General features: G+C 58.7%; 21 protein-coding genes. All 21 read right to left on the bottom strand.

Features of this window, described 5'->3' with window-relative positions; genetic code table 11:
- Window positions 1-151 precede the first annotated feature (151 nt).
- The 21 genes from flhB to cdaA all read right to left on the bottom strand — a co-directional run bounded on the left by flhB (window position 152) and on the right by cdaA (window position 17,563).
- Window positions 152-1,276 carry a flagellar biosynthesis protein FlhB gene (gene flhB / locus AXE86_RS08300; protein ID WP_061946199.1) on the bottom strand — a complete coding sequence of 375 codons (1,125 nt, stop codon included), beginning with the start codon at window positions 1,274-1,276 and terminating at the stop codon, window positions 152-154.
- Window positions 1,239-2,021 carry a flagellar biosynthetic protein FliR gene (fliR, locus tag AXE86_RS08295; protein WP_061946197.1) on the bottom strand — a complete coding sequence of 261 codons (783 nt, stop codon included), beginning with the start codon at window positions 2,019-2,021 and terminating at the stop codon, window positions 1,239-1,241. Before fliR ends, flhB begins: the two co-directional genes overlap by 38 nt.
- Window positions 2,022-2,033: 12 nt before the next feature.
- Entirely contained in the window at window positions 2,034-2,303 is a 270-nt protein-coding gene (gene fliQ / locus AXE86_RS08290; protein WP_006307428.1) for a flagellar biosynthesis protein FliQ, read from the bottom strand.
- Between the two features lie 15 nt (window positions 2,304-2,318).
- Window positions 2,319-3,050 (bottom strand): flagellar type III secretion system pore protein FliP, encoded by a 732-nt coding sequence (gene fliP, locus AXE86_RS08285; protein ID WP_399563395.1) that lies wholly within the window; start codon window positions 3,048-3,050, stop codon window positions 2,319-2,321.
- A gap of 46 nt (window positions 3,051-3,096) precedes the next feature.
- On the bottom strand, window positions 3,097-3,609 hold the full coding sequence (locus tag AXE86_RS08280; protein WP_061946193.1) for a FliO/MopB family protein: 513 nt from the start codon (window positions 3,607-3,609) through the stop codon (window positions 3,097-3,099).
- A complete protein-coding gene (locus AXE86_RS08275; RefSeq protein ID WP_009753940.1) occupies window positions 3,609-3,971 on the bottom strand; it encodes a response regulator in 363 nt (120 codons plus the stop codon). Before AXE86_RS08275 ends, AXE86_RS08280 begins: the two co-directional genes overlap by 1 nt.
- A 220-nt stretch (window positions 3,972-4,191) precedes the next feature.
- Window positions 4,192-5,385: a flagellar motor switch phosphatase FliY gene (gene fliY / locus AXE86_RS08270; protein WP_061946191.1), complete on the bottom strand. Its 1,194-nt coding sequence runs from the start codon at window positions 5,383-5,385 to the stop codon at window positions 4,192-4,194.
- Entirely contained in the window at window positions 5,378-6,379 is a 1,002-nt protein-coding gene (gene fliM, locus AXE86_RS08265) for a flagellar motor switch protein FliM (RefSeq protein ID WP_061946189.1), read from the bottom strand. Before fliM ends, fliY begins: the two co-directional genes overlap by 8 nt.
- A 39-nt stretch (window positions 6,380-6,418) precedes the next feature.
- Window positions 6,419-6,940, bottom strand: a complete 522-nt coding sequence (locus tag AXE86_RS08260; protein ID WP_009753937.1) for a flagellar basal body-associated FliL family protein — start codon at window positions 6,938-6,940, stop codon at window positions 6,419-6,421.
- A gap of 119 nt (window positions 6,941-7,059) precedes the next feature.
- Window positions 7,060-7,260 carry a flagellar FlbD family protein gene (locus tag AXE86_RS08255; protein WP_039981373.1) on the bottom strand — a complete coding sequence of 67 codons (201 nt, stop codon included), beginning with the start codon at window positions 7,258-7,260 and terminating at the stop codon, window positions 7,060-7,062.
- Between the two features lie 168 nt (window positions 7,261-7,428).
- Entirely contained in the window at window positions 7,429-8,160 is a 732-nt protein-coding gene (recO, locus tag AXE86_RS08250) for a DNA repair protein RecO (RefSeq protein ID WP_061946187.1), read from the bottom strand.
- Window positions 8,161-8,838, bottom strand: coding sequence for a DUF502 domain-containing protein (locus tag AXE86_RS08245; RefSeq protein ID WP_050341520.1), 678 nt, complete (start codon window positions 8,836-8,838; stop codon window positions 8,161-8,163).
- 37 nt (window positions 8,839-8,875) lie between these two features.
- Complete coding sequence (gene era, locus AXE86_RS08240; RefSeq protein WP_061946185.1) at window positions 8,876-9,772, bottom strand: GTPase Era; 897 nt, start codon at window positions 9,770-9,772, stop codon at window positions 8,876-8,878.
- Entirely contained in the window at window positions 9,769-10,230 is a 462-nt protein-coding gene (ybeY, locus tag AXE86_RS08235) for an rRNA maturation RNase YbeY (RefSeq protein WP_061946183.1), read from the bottom strand. The genes era and ybeY overlap by 4 nt, the downstream gene beginning before the upstream one ends.
- A complete protein-coding gene (locus AXE86_RS08230) occupies window positions 10,193-11,200 on the bottom strand; it encodes a PhoH family protein (protein WP_061946181.1) in 1,008 nt (335 codons plus the stop codon). The genes ybeY and AXE86_RS08230 overlap by 38 nt, the downstream gene beginning before the upstream one ends.
- Before the next feature lie 12 nt (window positions 11,201-11,212).
- Complete coding sequence (locus AXE86_RS08225; protein WP_009753930.1) at window positions 11,213-11,842, bottom strand: hypothetical protein; 630 nt, start codon at window positions 11,840-11,842, stop codon at window positions 11,213-11,215.
- Entirely contained in the window at window positions 11,839-12,744 is a 906-nt protein-coding gene (locus AXE86_RS08220; protein ID WP_061946179.1) for a DMT family transporter, read from the bottom strand. The genes AXE86_RS08225 and AXE86_RS08220 overlap by 4 nt, the downstream gene beginning before the upstream one ends.
- Window positions 12,745-12,749: 5 nt before the next feature.
- Entirely contained in the window at window positions 12,750-14,105 is a 1,356-nt protein-coding gene (gene glmM, locus AXE86_RS08215) for a phosphoglucosamine mutase (protein WP_061946974.1), read from the bottom strand.
- Window positions 14,106-14,196: 91 nt separating this feature from the next.
- Window positions 14,197-15,798, bottom strand: coding sequence for an NAD(P)/FAD-dependent oxidoreductase (locus tag AXE86_RS08210; RefSeq protein ID WP_061946177.1), 1,602 nt, complete (start codon window positions 15,796-15,798; stop codon window positions 14,197-14,199).
- Window positions 15,795-16,724: a CdaR family protein gene (locus AXE86_RS08205; RefSeq protein WP_198145253.1), complete on the bottom strand. Its 930-nt coding sequence runs from the start codon at window positions 16,722-16,724 to the stop codon at window positions 15,795-15,797. The genes AXE86_RS08210 and AXE86_RS08205 overlap by 4 nt, the downstream gene beginning before the upstream one ends.
- Window positions 16,721-17,563, bottom strand: a complete 843-nt coding sequence (gene cdaA / locus AXE86_RS08200; protein WP_039981369.1) for a diadenylate cyclase CdaA — start codon at window positions 17,561-17,563, stop codon at window positions 16,721-16,723. Before cdaA ends, AXE86_RS08205 begins: the two co-directional genes overlap by 4 nt.
- Window positions 17,564-17,732 lie beyond the last annotated feature (169 nt).

The following is a 17,732-nucleotide window of genomic DNA, read 5'->3' as shown; positions in this document are numbered from 1 at the left end:
CTCTTACGTGGATATATGATCCACCATATAACATTATATCAAATATTGAAATCTCGTCAAATGATAAATGTGTTCTTAGAGCACTGATTGTACAGGTGTATCAAAGTCTGTCCGAGTGGCATAGAAGTTCGTTCTGCTTCCACTGTTTTCCTTACGCTCCGCGTCGTGCATGCTTCAGACGGTAAACGTATGCCAGCACTTCAGCGACCGCTTGGTAGAGCTCCTGCGGAATCGCATCACCGATCTGCACGGCCGCATAGAGGGCACGCGCGAGCGGTTTGTTCTCGATGATCGGGACACGCGCCTCACGTGCGATCTCCTTGATGCGCTGCGCAACGAGATCCTGTCCCTTCGCAACGACCAGCGGCGCCGACATCCCCTGCTGATAGGAGAGTGCAATCGCATAGTGGGTCGGGTTTGTGACGATGACATCCGCCTTTGGCACTTCCTTCATCATACGCGCCATCGCCATCTGCCGCTGTTTCTGGCGAATCTTTCCCTTGATCTGCGGGTCGCCTTCAGACTGCTTCATCTCATCCTTGACTTCCTGTTTGGTCATCTTGAGATCCTGCGTCGTCTGCCACTTCTGGTAGCCATAGTCCATGAGCGCCATAATCATGATGACACCGATAACGATGAACGCCATCTGGAAGATGATCTCCGCCACAAGTGCAAGGCTCGTTGTCAGGTCGAAGAACATGAACTGCGGCATCGCGAGAATCTGTTCATGGATGAATCGGTAGAGAAAAAAACCAATGACGAGAATCTTGAAGAATGACTTCGCCAGCTCGACGAGCGAACGCTTGGAGAAGATGCGCCCGAAGCCGTTGATTGGATTCAACTTGTCCAGTTTGAACTCAATGGACTCGGTGTTGAACGTGAGCCCGACCTGAAAGAAATTGATCGCCAAGCCAATCAGCATGATCGCAAACATGACGGGAAAAGCGGTCTTGGCGAGCACAACAATGATGCCGATAAAGATGTGAATAATGTTCTCCGTGTCGACGCTCTGGTTCAGATTTGTGAACACATACGTGGTATAGGATGCAATCGAAAGATAGATCGAGTCCCACAGGAGCTTCAGTGTAAAGAACCCCACGAGCAGTACGAATGCCGTGTTCAGCTCCTGGCTGCGTCCGACCTGCCCCTTCTTTCGCGCGTCGGCGCGTTTCTTTGCCGTCGGCTCTTCCGTCTTTTCCCCGCCTGCGAAACGCTGGAGGTCAAAGACGAACGTCGCCCTATTGGAGGGCGCGTATCGCAAGTGATATATTTCCATACATTTCATTGAACAGCACATCCAGGAATAAGACATAGAACGGAATGATCATTGAGAGCACGGTGATGCCGATCATCAGCTGCATTGGAATGCCGACAACAAAGATGTTCATCTGCGGCATCGTACGCGAGAGGATGCCGAGGCCCACATTCGTGAGAAGAATGGCGAAAGTGATCGGCATGGCGATCTTCATTCCCGTGAGGAAAATTGTGCCCGTGAAGTTTGCTATGAGCATCGCCAGCGACAGATTCCCCTCCATTCCCGCAAGGGGAACGACGCGGAAGCTCTCAACGAGCGCCGCCAGAATCATGTGATGTCCGTTCGTCGCAAGGAGGACGATCACCGCCAAATTATAAAGAAAACTTCCGATAAGCGGTATCTGCTGACCGGAAGTCGGGTCGACAACATTGACGATGGCAAACCCCACCTGCATATCCATGACCTTGCCCGCCATCGTGATGGCGGCAAAGGAGATATACGCCACAAAGCCGATCAGCCAACCAATAAAGAGTTCACCGAGGGCAGTCACGCCGAACATGATGACATTCTCCGGGACATAGGGCGTTCCCAGCCCATCCACCACCGGAAAGAGCAGGATCGTGATGGCGAGTGCCGTACCTACGCGAAAATAGATGGAGATGTTCATACTGCCAAAGAACGGCGATATGAGGAAAATCCCGCTGACCCGTACAAGCATCAGCAGGAATACGGCGATATGCCCCTGAAGCAGCTCATACAGATCCATGTGCCGCCCTCCTCATCGCAGGTACATGGGGAGGTTGATAAAGACGTTCGATACATACTCCACCATGATGCGCAGCATCCAAGGACCGAAGATCAGAATGGCGACAAACACCGCAATAATCTTCGGAATGAACGCCAGTGTCTGCTCCTGAATCGATGTCGTCGCCTGGAACACCGCCACCAAGAGGCCGACGATCAGACCGAGCCCGAGCATCGGGGCGGAGACCAGAAGAACGATCATGAGAGCTTCCTGTGCGAGCTGAATGACCAAATCTCCGGACATATCAGCGCCTCCCCATCAGCGGAAACTCATGATGAGCGACTGAATCAAGAGATGCCACCCATCGACCATAACGAACAGCAGAATCTTAAACGGCAGGGAGATCATGACCGGCGGCAGCATCATCATACCCATGGACATGAGGGTACTTGCGACGATCATATCGATGACGATAAACGGAATATAGATCATAAAGCCGATCTGGAATGCCGTCTTGAGCTCACTGATGATGAACGCGGGAATGAGCGTAAACGTCGACACATCCTCCGGGCCATCGGGACGCGGCGCATCCGACAGGTTGACAAAGAGTGCGAGATCAGACTCCCGCGTCTGACGCAGCATGAATTCACGCATTGGGTCTACGATGTTCTCCAGCGCCTGCTCCTGTGTAATCTGTCCTTCAAGATAGGGCTGTATGCCGTTCTCGTTTGCCTGTCCCCAGTAGGGCGCCATGATGTAAAACGTCAGAAACAGCGACAGCGCGATGACCACCTGATTCGGCGGTACATTCTGCGTCGAGAGCGCGTTGCGCAGGAAGCCGATCACCACAACGATGCGGACAAAGGACGTCGTCATAACAAAGATCGCGGGCGCAAGCGACATGACCGTGAGCACGGCAAGCACCTGCATGCTGGTCGCAACATCCTGTGGATTGTTGGACGTACCGACCCCGACATTGACCGTTGGGATCAGCGGGGCAGCAGATGCATGCCCCACACCGAGGAGCAGGAACGCCGCAGCACCCAACATCAGAAAAATGCGCCCCAATTCCTTTCCCCCATTCCTCTCTGTCCGCCTACTTCCGGAAAAGCGGCGGGATTTTCTGCACGAAATCCGAAAGAGACCCGAACTGCTCGCTGAATACGCCGCCCTCCATCGGAGCGGCACTGCGGATCTCCTCAAGCGTCTCCGGATCGTCGATCTCCGTGATCAGACGGATGTTGGCATCCGTCACGCCGAGCACGAAGACACGCCCGAAAAGTTCCACCACGCAGACCGAGCGATTCGGGCCAAGCGGCAGCTGTAAGTAGACCTGTCCGCCGCGCGCCGCAAGCGTGCGCATGGAGCTCTTGCCAAAGGCGCGTGCGACGAGATAGGCGAGGATGACCACGAATGCAAAGACAGCAAAAAGGCTGACCACATAGGCGACCGTCGACCACCATGATACGGCCGACGGGCGCGGGTCAGCCTCTTGATATCCGGCTAAATATCCGCCGCCCGTCTCACCTGCGGCAGACACATCCCCTGTACATAGAGCAAAGAGCACGCATCCGAGCAGCAAGGACAGAGTCAATATCCACGCACGCATCAGCCGACGGCTTTGCGGATTGCCTCCAGAACGCGGTCTGCCTGGAACGGCTTCACGATGAAGTCGCGCGCCCCCGCCTGGATGGCCTCGATAACCATGGCCTGCTGTCCCATTGCGCTGCACATAACGACCTTGGCGCCCGGATCGACCTTCTTGATCTCCTTGACTGCCGTGATGCCATCCATCTCCGGCATCGTAATATCCATGGTCACGAGATCCGGCTTGAGCTCCTGGTACTTCTCCAAGGCCTTCATGCCGTTCTCTGCCTCACCAACGATCTCATAACCGTTCTTCGACAGGATGTCCTTCACCATCATTCGCATAAAAGCTGCATCATCAACGACCAGAACGCGAGTTGCCATTTTCTCATCTCTCCTTAATCCGACAGAACATCCCCTATTCCCAAGGGCATTACCTGCACACAGCGGTGCTTCCTAAATCGCTCTCATTATAGCGAAATATGCCTTCGGTGACAAGGATTTTCTACACTTCTCTTTCCGGTGAATTGCATCACTATGCCGCAACTCCCCGGGAAATACGGATCAGCGCGGCTGTCCGTACTTCTTCAAGACATTCTTTCCGTCACTGGAGACGTGCCGCACGCTCAAGCGGGCTGACGATCTCCGTGATGCGGACGCCGAAGTTCTCGTCGATGACAACAACTTCCCCCTTTGCCAGATACTTTCCGTTGACCATGATGTCCACGGTCTCTCCGGCAAGTTTATCAAGCTCCACGATCGACCCCTTCGTCAGATCGAGGATCTCCTTGATGGACTTCTTTGTGCGGCCGAGTTCGACATTGACCTGCAGAGGTACGTCGAGAATTAGGCCGATATTGGCATCATTGACCTGCACCGGTACCGTGCTGAGCGGCGTAAACTGCGCAGACTGTACGGGGACATTCGATGCGACATGTGGCTGCATAGGCTGTGCTCCATATCCATTACTTGCCGGCGCCGCAGCGGCTGCTGCCGGTGCCGAAGCGGGTGCTGCGGCAGGTGCCGCCGGCGGCGATGCCGCAGCGGCTGCGATGGCTTCTTCCTCATTATCGACATCGGGCTGCTGGTTCATCAGCGCATCGACCATCTCACGTGCGACATCGAGCGGCAGCAGCTGCATGATCTCGCTGTCGATGAGACCATCCACCTCCATGCGGAACGATGCCTGCACGATGGGATCCGCCTTGTCGAGCAGCTTTGAGACAACCTCCTCCGTCCCGAGATCGACGAGCGTCACAACGGGCGGAGTGATATCCACCTTCTTGTTGAACATCGAGGAGAGCGCGGTCGCAACGCTGCCCATCATCTGATTCATGGACTCGCTGACCGCACTCATGTGGATCTCGCTGAGTTCCTCGTCGGGGTTCGTCCCGTCGTTGCCCATCATCAGATCGGCAATGATCGCCGCGTCCTTTGCCTGGATGCAGAGAACATTGTTTCCCTCGATACCGATGCTGTAGCCGACCTCAACCACGAGGAATGGGATGGGGTATTTCTCCTTCAGCTGCCTCATGTTGGAGATGGAGACCGTCGGCGTCGTGATCGACACCTTGCGCCCAAGGAGGACGGAGAGTGTCGTCGCCGCGCCCCCCATGGAGATATTGCCGATCTCACCGAGGGCATCCCGCTCCATATCCGTTATCGTATCTCCGGTGGGAGCCGCACCTGCAGCAGATGCGTCGTCCGAGGCTGCCGCGTCATCCGCAGGCGCATCATCGCCGCCTCCACCGTTCAGGAGGGCGTCTATCTCCTCCTGGGAGATCATATCGTCACTCATTCGCGTCGTCCTCCCCTTCTATAATCCCGGAAATCTGTACGGCCATGCGCTTTCCGGCCGTACCCGGACGCGCGAGGAACTTTGGATTCGACCCGACGTAGCAGACCAGCTCATCCTTTGTCATGGTATCGAGCTGGAGAACATCACCGAACCCAAGAGTCAGAAACTCGTTGATTGTCACGTGGATCTCACCGAGCTGCACCGCAAACGGCACGGAGGTGCGCTCAATCTTGCGCTGCAGCTCCGCGACCTGCTCCGGCGAGCTCTCACGCTCCATGGAGGACGCCACCCAGAACGATGTCGTCAGCTTCGACATCACCGGCTCGAGCACCAGATATGGGATACAGATGTTCATCATGCCCTCGACCTCGCCCATCTTGATATGGATCGTGATGAGCACGACCATATCGCTCGGCGGAACGATCTGGGCAAACTGTGGGTTCGTCTCCATCGTCTCGAAGTTCGGACGGAACTCCACGACGTTGCTCCACGCCTCTCGGAAATAGTTCGTCACCGTATCGATGAACCGGCGCATCACCGCCGCCTCAATATCCGTCAGCACACGGGGCTTCACGCCCGGCCTGCCCTCACCGCCGAAGATGCGGTCGATGTAGGCAAGCGAAATGTCCGTACTGAGCTCGATGATGATATTTCCCTTCAGCGGCGGCAGTGCAAGGATGCCGATCACGGACGGGTTCGCCATGGATTGAACGAATTCCTGATACGTCATCTGCTCGACGGACAGCACCTCGATGTCGATCATCGTGCGCAGGCTCGCCGACAGATAGGTATTCAGGAGACGCGAAAAACTTTCATGCAGCATGAACAGCGTCCGCATCTGATCCTTGGAGAACCTGTCCGGCCGTTTGAAGTCGTAGACCTTGACCTTGCGTTCCTCTTCCTCCGCCTTGACTTCCTCGGCGGAAACCGAGCCATCCGAAAGTGCCGAAAGAAGCTTGTCTATTTCGGATTGAGACAGTACGTCCTCAGCCAAGACTCTTCCCCCTTCCCTTTGTGCAGCACTTCATCGAACTTACTGCAGCAGGAAGCTCGTGATGTAAACATCGTAGACCGATCCCTGTCCAAGGCGGTCATTCAGGGCGTCTTTCAGCTGCTTCTTCAGCGCGTCCTGCTTGGTTGCGTCGAACTCCTCAAGCGGCGCAGCACGCAGGAACTGCATCGTCGTATCGAGAATCTTCGTCTCCGCGACGGGGTTGACCTTGCCGTCCTTCACCACATCGGACTTGCCGGGATTGAGCTCCATGACAATGCCCGCCTTGAGATACTTGCCGGCACGACCACCGCCAACATTGACCAGGATGCCTTCCTTCGGATCGCCGAGCTTGTAGAACACGCCCGGATCATGGCTCGCCTTGCTGCTGCCTCCATCCTCCGCATGAGATGGGGACTCCGCCTGTGAGAAGATGTAGTATGAGATCCCTCCGGCTGCTGCCACTGCAACGAGAACCGCCACAACCACCACGACGATCATCATCAACATCGGTGATTTCTGCTTTGGCTGTTCTGCTACCTGCTCTTCCTTTTCCTCCGCCATGAGTAAATTCCCTCCCTAAAAATGACTACGAAGCCGCAGCGGCTCCACACCGGGGCACTCCCTTGCCGCATAGAAGAACACTGTTCTTTCATTATAGCAAAGGAATAGAAATTCGCCAACTAATTTTGATAGAGCGCACGCCGATACTTTACCGTGCGGCGCACGATTTCCTCCATCGGCTCCTCGACGATCAGCTTTTTTCCGTTGGTGAGTGTGATGACCGTGTCCGGTGTCTCCTCGATGCTTTCGATGATCTCTGCATTGAGGACAAACTCGCCCTTCTTGTTCGTCTTGGAGTTGAACTTCGTCAGCATGATCATGACAGGCTTCCCCTCCATTCCCTTTTTTCAGTCTTCCCTACGTACAGAAAAAGCATTGAAAACTCTACCTGATATACTTTCGCCGTCGTCTTCACTTTTCCTTTTTTTTTACGACGTTTTTTTCATCACAGCTTAAATTTTTAACAAAAAAATATATCGCCAAAAAAATCATCCGAGCTGCGCGAGAAATGCCAATGAGCGAAGCGGTCGGCCGACGAGTTCCTGCACATGGGCGAGCACCAGACTCTCCGCCGCCATCAGTGTGCCCCCGCGCACACGCAGCGGCGCGGGATGCTTCCAGTCAATCTGCCGTAGTTCCGTGAGCAGCGTGCGCAGCTCTGCGGAAAACGGCATGGCTCCCTCCCCCGCACAGTCCGCGCAGAGCGCGCCGCCCTCCGCTGCGTGAAAGAACGCATCGCCTGAGATTTTAGTGCCGCAGTGAAGGCAGTGATCATAGGTCTGCTGCAGCCCTGCCGCATCCAGCGTGCGCAGCACGGCAGCAAGCGCGGTAACACGCGGCTGCCGCGTCTCAAACGCCGTCATGATCTGCGCGAGTGCATCGAAAAACGTCTCATCTTCTACGCCCTCGGGCATGAACGCACAGACGACCTCCGCTGTAAAGGTCGCATAGGCGAGCGCCGCGAGATCATCCGCGATCCGATGGTGAGAAGCGCGTACGGAGGCCGTCTTGACTGTCTCAAGCCGCGTCCCCTCCGCGAGCTGCAGATCCGCATGGACGAACAGCTGCATTGCCCCGGCCAGGGGGCTGCGCGGGCGGCGGCAGCCGAATGCCGCCGCCCGCACGAGCCCATGTTCCTTCGTATATAGCGTCACGACCTTGTCCGCCTCGCCCCAGCTGCGTGTACCGAGGACGACCCCCTCCGCTCCGTAGATTGCCATCTACGCGTGCCTCTCCGGTCCGTCGTCCATCGCAGCAGGCGTCTTGCGGACATTCTTCTGTGTGATGTCCTTTTTTCGCTCCGCCATCGGCATCACCGCTCCCGCCGTCAGCATATACTGGAGCGCCTCCTCCTTCGATATGTTGATCGTCACGGCATCCTCCTCACGCACGAGGAGCGTCGTCCCCGAGGTCATATTGAGGCTCCACGGGATAAAGACGCAGAGATAGCCGCCGCCCAGTGCCTCCTGAAAGCGCGGCGGCAGATCCGCCATAACGAAGCCGAGGGCGCGCCCGCCCATGTACGGCACATGAACGACATGCGTGAAATTACTGCTCGAGTCGAGCACCGCCTCGGAGAGCCGCTTGACACTCGTATAGATAAATTTGACAAACGGGATCGTCCCGATCATCGTCTCGCCGAGAGAGATCAGCTTCGCGAGCGCCCAGTTCGTCGAGCCCCAACCGACGAGATAGATCACCGCCATGAGCGTGATGATCCCCATGCCCGGAAAGTAGAACGGCAAATACTGCCCAAGTACCCCCTCGGTGAATCGCAGCGTCCACTCGATGACGAACGCCGTGATGACAACAGGGACGAGCACGAGCAGCCCGTTGACAAAGCGGCGCGAGATACGCCGCATCGCGCGCCGATAGATATGCCCCAGCTGGCCTCTCATCGCTTCCGCCCCCTTTCCTTCTCATGCGGCGCGGCGGTCAGTCCTCCTCGGCAAAGCCGAAGTCGCGCAGCGCTCCCGTCTTGCTGCGCCAGTCCTTGCGCACCTTGACCCAGAGATCGAGATAGGCCTTCGCGCCGAGCAGCGTCTCGACATCCGCACGTGCCCGCTGCCCGATCGTCCGCAGCAGTGCGCCGCGCGCCCCGATGATAATCCCCTTCTGTGAGCTGCGCTCGACGTAGATCACGGCACGGATGTAGACATCCCCCTTAGGGCGCGTCGTCATCTCCTCGATGTCCACGGCGACGGCATGGGGCACCTCGTCCCGCGTCAGTTCAAGCACCTTTTCACGCACGAGTTCCGCAATAATCAGCCGCTCGGGCTGATCGGTCACCATGTCCTCGGGGTAGTACTGCGGCCCCTCGGGAAGTTTTGCCTTGATCTCATCGACCAGCCCTGTAAGATTCTCCTCCTCGCGCGCCGAGATCGGGACAATCGCTGCAAAATCATACGCCTTCGCATAGGAGGCGATCACGGGCAAGCTCTCCTCACGTGGGATGCGGTCGATCTTGTTTACGGCGAGAAGAACGGGCGCGTGTACCTGTGCAAGCTGTACGAGGATATAGCGCTCGCCTGCCCCCATCTTCTCCGTCACATCCACGACGAAGACGACGACATCCACGCCGCGCAGAGCTCCCTCCGTCGCCTTCGCCATATAGCTGCCAAGCGCATCCTGCGGCTTGTGGATGCCAGGCGTATCGAGGAAGATGATCTGTGCGTCCTTCTCCGTCAGGACGCAGAGGATGCGGCTGCGCGTCGTCTGTGGCTTATCGCTCATGATCGCGATCTTCTGCCCGATCAGTGCGTTGATCAGCGTGGACTTCCCGACATTCGGCCGTCCGACGACGGCGACAAATCCCGATTTATGTGTGCTCATCGTGCAATCCCCAGTACATCCATCACATGCCTCTGCTCCTCTTCCATTTCCACCCGATCTTCCTCCTCGATATGGTCATAGCCGAGGAGGTGCAGCATCCCGTGCACCGTGAGAAAGGAAAGCTCCCGCAGAACGCTGTGTCCATACTCCTCCGCCTGTGCCGCCACACGCTCAAGTGAGATCACGAGATCGCCGAGCACCACGCCGTACGGCGCGTCGAGAATCGCGGGTTCCTCGCTCTCCGTAAGGGCAAAGGAGAGGACATCCGTCGGACGATCTACACTGCGATAGTCACGGTTGAGCACGTGGATGTGCGCATCATCCGTCAGCGTCACACTGACCTCTGCACCCATTACGCCGTACAGCTCTCCGACCGTCAGCACGGCACGGCGCACAGCGTCCAGAGCTTCCTGTGGTACGTCAAGATTTTCCGGCTCTCGTCCGATCGTGATCTCCATCGTGCTTCTCCCGTCTCTTTTCCCATGCACCGTACGCCTCAACGATCCGCGTGACGACCTCGTGGCGGATGATGTCGACTGGCTCAAGGCGCACGACACTGACGCCCTTCACACCCCGCAGGATCTGACACGCCTGCCGCAGACCGGAGACCGTACCGCGCGGCAAATCGACCTGCTCAAGGTCACCCGTCACGACCATGCGCGAGCCGAAGCCGAGGCGCGTGAGGAACATCTTCATCTGCGCACCCGTCGTATTCTGCGCCTCGTCGAGGATGACGAATGCGTCCTCAAGGGTACGCCCGCGCATGTAGGCGAGCGGCGCCACCTCGATCAGCTGACGGCTCATCATCTTCTGATAGCCCTCCGTCCCGAGGATGTCCTGCAGGGCATCGTAGAGCGGGCGCAGGTAGGGGTTGATCTTCTCCGTCAGATCCCCCGGCAGGAAGCCGAGATGTTCCCCCGCCTCCACCGCAGGGCGCGTGAGGATGATGCGGCTGACCTCACGGTTGCGGAGTGCCGCCACTGCCATGACGACGGCGAGATAGGTTTTTCCCGTTCCCGCAGGCCCCACGCCGAGCGTCACGGCATTCCGACGGATCGCCGCAAGATAGTCGCGCTGGCCGACGGTCTTCGCGCGCACCTCCCGCCCCTTTGCCGTCACGAGCAGCACCTCGAAGTGGAGGCCATGCAGCTCCTCCGTGCGTCCTGTCCGCACCATGCGTGCCCCGTAGTGCACCTCATGCGTCGTCAGGCGCATCCCCTGCCGATGGCAGAAGAGCAGCTCGCCAATGAGCGTCCGCACCGCGGCGACATCCGCTTCTGCGCCCGTCACCGCAATGCTGTTGCCGCGGCTCACCATGCGGCAGGAGAAGTCCTCCTGCATGATTTGCAGGAAGGCGTCGCGATCGCCGAGAATCGCATACGCCTCCTGCTGATCCTTAAATTCGATGATATCTGTCGTCTCCGCCAAAGGCAGTCTCTCCTATATAAAATACTCGATGGTCGTGTCCGCCGTGCGTCTTGTCCGCAGGTCAAAGAGCAGCACCGCCTCACGCGATGCCACGGGACCGAGCGCGTACAGCTCCTTCGTCTCGCGGTTGAAGCAGGAAAAGGGCACGACGCGGTTGTACTCATGCGGATGTTCGCACGTCACCTCGATGCCCTCGCGCGCAAAGGCAGGCTCTGTCTCCTTCACATAGTACGGGTCAAAAAGACGGATGCGATCCCCCGTCACGCCCGTGAGAAGCGCATAGTGCTCGACCTCGTAAAAGAGGCGCACGACCGCGACGCCACCGCGCACGAGCGCATCGTTGACGTGGCCGTGCGCGTCGATGCGCACGCTGTGCCCCGCAATATACTGGCAGGTCAGGGGGAACTGCGTAGCACGCGAGAACCCTTCAAGCCAGTTCGCGAGGTACATCATCGCCATGCGCGAGGTCCCCTCCTTGCATGCCGTGCCATCCATCCCGTAGCAATCGAGGGAGTAGAGCATGACGCTGCGGATGACCTCGGGCGGGATCTCAGCACGCGGAAAGAGATAGCTCATCGCGTCGAGCAGCGCTGTCGGGCCGCAGTCGTACTCCGACATTTGATAGCGCAGAGGAATCTTCATGTATACCCCCCTTTCCGCAGGAGATTCGGCGTCAGGATTGCGAGGATGACGAGCACAATCCCGCCCGCCTGCACGGGGGAAAAATGCGTGCCAAAGATCAGCCATGCAAAGGAAACGCTCGCAACCGGCTCGATTGTCGCCGTGATCGCCGTCTCCGCTGGGCTGAGCCAGCGCAGCCCCAAGGCGAACGCAAAGAAGGCGACCACCGTTCCAAGTCCGATGATCACAAAGAGATCAAACCATGTCTGCGCCGTAAAGAACGCGCCGACATCTGCGATCGCCTGCGTCGCGGGCAGCAGGGCAATCCCCCCGAAAAGCATGCAGACAGCAAGCAGGAAGAAGCGGTCAAAGCGCCGCAGAAGATGTACGGGATAGATCATCGCAAAGACAAACGTCGCCCCTGAGATGAGACTCCAAACGACGCAGTCCGAGGGGACAGAGAGCCGCGTGAGATCGCCGCCCGTCACGAGGAGGAACACCCCCGCCACGGCGGCGGCCACGGTCAGCATCTCTGCCATACGCGGCAGCCGCCGATGGCGCACGGCGAGATAGAGGATCATCAGTGCGGGGCTCGTCGAGCAAATCACCGTCGTCGCCGCCGCATCCCCCGCCGCAATCCCCTTGAAATACGAGAACTGCACGATCATGATGCCCAGGATGCCGTGCACCGCCATGCGCAGGAGCAGACGCGGGCTATGGCGCAGGGTACGTACGCCGCGCTGCAGTCCCCCGCTCCACCACGCGAGCAGGAAGAACAGCCCGCTCGAAAGGAAGAGTCGCACCTGCGTCAGCTCCACAGGGAGATGATGTGACTGGGCATAAAAATCCTGTGCCGCCGTCCCGCTCGCCGCCCACATCGTCCCGGCAAGCAGGACGAGAAGCACCGCCGAGACGTGAGACATCGCGCTCAGGCCTCCTCCTGCTCCCGCTTCACCACATCGGCAATCGCCGTACAGACTTCCTCCAACTGCTTCTGGTCACTGCCCTCCGCCATCACGCGGATGAGCGGCTCTGTGCCCGAGGGGCGCACGAGAACGCGACCCTCACTGCCGAGAATGCGTTTCCCTTCGGCAATTGCATCACAGATGGCAGGATTTTTCTCCCATCCCTCCTTGCTCTTAACGTGCACATTAACGAGGATCTGCGGATAGGTTGTCATCATGGCGTTCAGTTCGGACGCCTTTTTCCCGCTGCGGTGCAGTGCTGAGAGCACCTGCAGTGCCGTGACGAGGCCGTCGCCCGTTGTCGCATGCTCCGCAAAGATGATATGCCCCGACTGCTCACCGCCGATCGCATAGCCGCTGCGGCGCATTGCCTCAAGCACGTAGCGGTCTCCGACCGCCGTCACCTCAACGCGTCCGCCGAGTGCCGCAATCGCCTTGTGGAAGCCGATGTTTGCCATCACTGTCGTCACCACTGTCTTGTGCGGCAGATGCCCCGTGCGCATCATCTCTGCTGCACAGGCGACAAGAATGTGGTCTCCATCGATCAGCGTGCCTGTCTCATCAATACAGAGGCAGCGGTCAGCGTCGCCGTCATGGGCAATGCCGATATCTGCACCGCATTCGAGTACCGTGCGGCACAGCGAGTCCAGATGCGTTGATCCGCATCCGTCATTGATGTTCACACCATTGGGGAGCGCGTGGATCACTTTGACGTCGGCACCGAGGCGGCGCAGGACCTTCGGCATTGCCTCATACGCCGCACCGTTCGCACAGTCGAGGACGATTTTCATCCCATCAAAACGCTCTGTGCACGTACTCACAACATAGTCGATGTACTGATTCAGCAGATCGTCACGGTACTCCACCACGCCGACATCCTTCCCCGTCGGACGTGCCTCATGGTCGCCGCTCTGAAGACCGCGGACGAGTGATTCCAGTTCATCTTCCACTGCATCGGGCAGTTTGTAACCATCCCCGCCAAAGAACTTGATTCCGTTATCGTGAAACGGGTTATGCGATGCCGAGATGACAATGCCTGCACTGGTCTTGTGTTCCCGCGCAAGGTAGGCAATCGCAGGAGTTGGCATAACCCCCGCAAGAAGAGCGACTCCTCCTGCCGAGCAGATGCCTGCCGTCAGTGCCGCCTCGAACATCTCACCCGAGACACGCGTATCGCGCCCGATCAGAATGCGCGGACGCGCCTTGGAATGTGCACCGAAATAAAGTGTCGCCGCGCGTCCGAGCTGATATGCCAGCTCCGGTGTAAGCTCTGTATTTGCGACGCCTCGCACACCATCCGTCCCAAAAAGTCTCACAATAACAGCCTCCTGTGTATCTTCAGCATCATCTGCTGTGCATCGGAATGTGCGGATCCCCACACAGTCACATCCCCTTTATCCTCACCATAATCTACTGTATTCGCTCCAAAAAAGCAAGTGCGGCTTTCATGCCGTCAAGTGCGGCACTCATGATGCCGCCCGCATAGCCTGCGCCCTCGCCGATTGGGTAGAGCCCCGCTGCGCTGATCGACTGCATCGTCACAGCGTCGCGTAGAATGCGGCAGGGCGCAGAGGAGCGTGCCTCCACGCCCGTCAGCGGCACATCCGCCGCACCAAAGCCCGGCACGCGCTGCTCCCAGTGGCGCAGGGCACGTGACAGGGATGCGCTGCACGCATCGGGCAGGATCGTACCCAAGGCAGCAGGGCGCACCCCCGGCATGTACGTCGGAGCAACCGCAAAATCCATCGTCCCCGTCCGCCCGCTCAGGAAATCGCCCACCGCCTGCACGGGCGCACGGTAGTCTCCGCCGCCCGCAGAGAAAGCGCGCCGCTCCAGCTCTCGCTGAAAAGCGATCCCGCCGAGCACCGCCCCGCCGAAATCGGCGGGGGTGACCTGCACCAGGAGGGCACTGTTCGCCGTCCCTGCGTCGCGACGGTAGTTGCTCATCCCATTCGTCACGAGATGCCCCTCCTCCGACGCCGCTGCGACCACCAGACCGCCGGGACACATGCAGAAGGAGTAGACCCCGCGGCCGCCCTCCTCATCCCGATAGGTCAACGCATAGTCCGCCGTCGGCAGGAACGGGCTCCCCGCCGCTGCGCCGTACTGCATCCGATCCACGAAGTCCTGTGGATGCTCGATGCGCACTCCGACGGCAAACGCCTTCGCCTCCATGCGCACACCCGCTCCATGGAGCATCGCATACGTGTCACGCGCCGAGTGCCCGATACCGAGAAACACCGCGCGTGCGGGGATCTGCTCTGCCCCATTCACCGTGAGCGCGGCGATCCGCCCCGCAGTCATCGTGATGTCCGTCACCTGTGTGCCAAAGCGTACCTCGCCACCCATCGCGATGATCTTCTCGCGCAGGCGCTTCACCACCGTGCGCAGCACATCCGTCCCGATATGCGGCTTTTGCAGATACCGTATCTCCTCGGGCGCACCTGCCGCGACGAACGCCTCGATGATCTCGTTCATCCGTGGATCGCGATTGCGCGCCGTCAGCTTCCCGTCGGAGAACGTTCCCGCACCGCCCTCGCCGAACTGGACATTTGACGTGGGATCGAGCCGCCCCGTCCGCCAAAACTGCGCCACATCACGCGTACGCCGATCCACATCCTGCCCACGCTCGAGGACGAGCGGTGCCGCCCCCGCACGCGCAAGCAGCCACGCGGCAAAGATCCCCGCGGGGCCGAACCCCACGACGACGGGGCGCTCACGTCCTTCTTGCGGCGTATAGGGTGGAACACGGAGTGGACCGTGCTCCTCTGCTCGCCCGACCTGCGCGTCGCGACGCAGACGCGTGAGGATGCCGCGCGCGCCGTCTGCCGTCACATCGAGCGTATAGTTCCACCGAATCGGCGCCCCATTCCTGCGCCGTGCATCCAGCGCCTTATGAACGACAATCACCCCGTGCACTGCACAGGGTGATACACCGAGTCGCTCTGCGGCAAGCTCTGTGAGGATGCGTGTCTCATCATACGGCACAGAGAGATTCTTAATGCGTATCATTGCATCGGCCCAACCTTGATCTCCACCGTCACCGTCGGATTCGTCGCCGTCACGCCGGCGGGCAGATGCAGCTTTACCTGCTGCGTACCGCTCTCCTTCACATCCGCGAGGGAGAACTCCTCCGTTTCGATTCCCGTCACCTGATCGAGCGCCTCCTTCGTTCCCGTGATCTCGATGCGCGCCGGCTGCACCGTCACGCTCTCGAGCTTCAGCTGCGGCGGCAGATCACTGCGCGGCTTTGCCTGCACCTCCACCACCTTATGCTGGAGACCGCGCGTCAGCTTGACCGAGATCTCCATCGTGTCCGGATGCATCGTCAGCCCCTGCACTTCTTTTCCGTCCGTATTCAACGCGACCAATGGAATCCCCATCGTCACGTCCTCCTTGCGCCCATTCATATTGAAATAGGCGGCGACGGAAGCGACCTGATCGACGAGGGAGCGCGGTCCTTCGACCGTCACCTTTTCGACGGACTGGCGGACGCGATCCACCGTGAAGCCCTCCGCCGGCGTACCGTTGACCGTCAGCAGCACCGAGAACACGCGCTGAATGATGCGGTCGAGCGTCACATCGATCCGATCGGGAGACACGCTGACCATCTCGAATCCGTATGGGATCGACGTCTCTACTGCATAGAGCCGATCTCCCTCCGCAAAGTCGGACAAATCCACACGCGCACGGAAATCACTGTTATCCGCTGTCACAAAAGATGAACGCGGGCCGCGCACGCGCAGGGTCACCGTGTCGGCCGCCGCGTGCATCTGATAGCCGTCAGGCACATGTTCCATCACCACGGGGACGGTATAGGACGCCTCCATGGATGGATTCTGATCGTTCATCACATAGAGCCAGAGAATAACGGCCACAATAAGTGCCGCGATCCTGGCGAGCAAATTATGCTGCACAAGGCTGCGAAGTCTGCTCATGATTTCTCCCTCCAGCTCCGAATCGTATCCAGAATCGACGAACGCGAACTGTAGGCAAACGCAGGTGTCAGGATATGTGTCAGCTGTTCACCGTCCAGATGGCGGTGGAGATGCCCGTTCTCCGCGATCGAGATCGTCCCCGTCTCCTCACTCACCACGACGATAAGGGCATCGCACTGCTCCGAGAGTCCGATGGCCGCACGATGGCGCGTGCCGAGCTCCGTCGAGAGCGAGCGATTCTCTGTCAGCGGCAGGAGGCAGCCCGCCGCGATCAGCCGCTTGCCGCGAATGACCGCCGCACCGTCATGCAGCGGCGTATTTGGAATGAACACATTCATCAGAAAATCCGACGTGATGAGACCGTCGATCTGGATGCCCGTCGCACTGATATCATTCAGCCCCATGTCGCGCTCGATGACGAGCAGTGCGCCGATCTTATTCGCCGAGAGAATCTTTACCGCGCTGCGAATCTCGCGGATCGTGCTCTGCGCCTCCTCATCGTCGAGGAGCGTACCGGGGCGGAAAAACTTGCCCTGCCCGAGATGCTCCAGCGCGCGGCGCAGCTCCGGCTGAAAGACAATCGGGAGCGCGACAAAGAGCAGCGTCACCGCCTTTTGCAGCAGCCATGAGATCACGTGCAGATTCAGATAATTCGCCACAACCGTTACACCGAGCAGGACGAGAATGCCCTTGCCGAGCGTAATGGCGCGCGTATCCTTCAGCATCACATAGACACGATAGAGAATGACCGCCACGATCAGGATGTCCAGTACATCCAGCAGCGTGATGGTCGAAAGGATGCCGCGAAACTGCGTCGGCATCGTAAAATCAAGTGGCATAGCAACCCCCCACGTTCCAAGCATCCCATTCCATTTGCATCCCATTTCTGTATATATTAACACTTCTAGCCGAATGGGAAAAATCCTTGTGACCTGAGGGGCCCTCAAAAAAAAATTTCGGGACGGTGCGTGTAGAATTGCCTCCACATACATCCGTCCCGAAACATAT

This window comes from Selenomonas sp. oral taxon 136 (assembly GCF_001554015.1).
In the GTDB taxonomy this organism is placed as follows: Bacteria; Bacillota; Negativicutes; order Selenomonadales; family Selenomonadaceae; genus Centipeda; species Centipeda felix.
The sequence above is the reverse complement of the archived record's forward strand: the minus strand, read 5'-3'. Positions and strand labels throughout refer to the sequence as shown.

Bases quoted from the DNA above. Each gene is read 5' to 3' on its own strand.
- AXE86_RS08225 (WP_009753930.1), bottom strand. From the start codon at position 11,842: ATGAAGATTCCTCTGCGCTATCAAATGTCGGAGTACGACTGCGGCCCG.
- AXE86_RS08220 (WP_061946179.1), bottom strand. From the start codon at position 12,744: ATGTCTCACGTCTCGGCGGTGCTTCTCGTCCTGCTTGCCGGGACGATG.
- AXE86_RS08205 (WP_198145253.1), bottom strand. From the start codon at position 16,724: ATGAGCAGACTTCGCAGCCTTGTGCAGCATAATTTGCTCGCCAGGATC.
- flhB (WP_061946199.1), bottom strand. From the start codon at position 1,276: ATGGAAATATATCACTTGCGATACGCGCCCTCCAATAGGGCGACGTTC.
- fliR (WP_061946197.1), bottom strand. From the start codon at position 2,021: ATGGATCTGTATGAGCTGCTTCAGGGGCATATCGCCGTATTCCTGCTG.
- era (WP_061946185.1), bottom strand. From the start codon at position 9,772: ATGAGCACACATAAATCGGGATTTGTCGCCGTCGTCGGACGGCCGAAT.
- AXE86_RS08255 (WP_039981373.1), bottom strand. From the start codon at position 7,260: ATGATCATGCTGACGAAGTTCAACTCCAAGACGAACAAGAAGGGCGAG.
- fliY (WP_061946191.1), bottom strand. From the start codon at position 5,385: ATGAGTGACGATATGATCTCCCAGGAGGAGATAGACGCCCTCCTGAAC.
- fliQ (WP_006307428.1), bottom strand. From the start codon at position 2,303: ATGTCCGGAGATTTGGTCATTCAGCTCGCACAGGAAGCTCTCATGATC.
- AXE86_RS08275 (WP_009753940.1), bottom strand. From the start codon at position 3,971: ATGGCAACTCGCGTTCTGGTCGTTGATGATGCAGCTTTTATGCGAATG.
- cdaA (WP_039981369.1), bottom strand. From the start codon at position 17,563: ATGCCACTTGATTTTACGATGCCGACGCAGTTTCGCGGCATCCTTTCG.
- recO (WP_061946187.1), bottom strand. From the start codon at position 8,160: ATGGCAATCTACGGAGCGGAGGGGGTCGTCCTCGGTACACGCAGCTGG.
- AXE86_RS08210 (WP_061946177.1), bottom strand. From the start codon at position 15,798: ATGATACGCATTAAGAATCTCTCTGTGCCGTATGATGAGACACGCATC.
- AXE86_RS08245 (WP_050341520.1), bottom strand. From the start codon at position 8,838: ATGAGAGGCCAGCTGGGGCATATCTATCGGCGCGCGATGCGGCGTATC.
- AXE86_RS08280 (WP_061946193.1), bottom strand. From the start codon at position 3,609: ATGCGTGCGTGGATATTGACTCTGTCCTTGCTGCTCGGATGCGTGCTC.
- fliP (WP_399563395.1), bottom strand. From the start codon at position 3,050: ATGTTGGGTGCTGCGGCGTTCCTGCTCCTCGGTGTGGGGCATGCATCT.
- AXE86_RS08260 (WP_009753937.1), bottom strand. From the start codon at position 6,940: ATGGCGGAGGAAAAGGAAGAGCAGGTAGCAGAACAGCCAAAGCAGAAA.
- ybeY (WP_061946183.1), bottom strand. From the start codon at position 10,230: ATGGAGATCACGATCGGACGAGAGCCGGAAAATCTTGACGTACCACAG.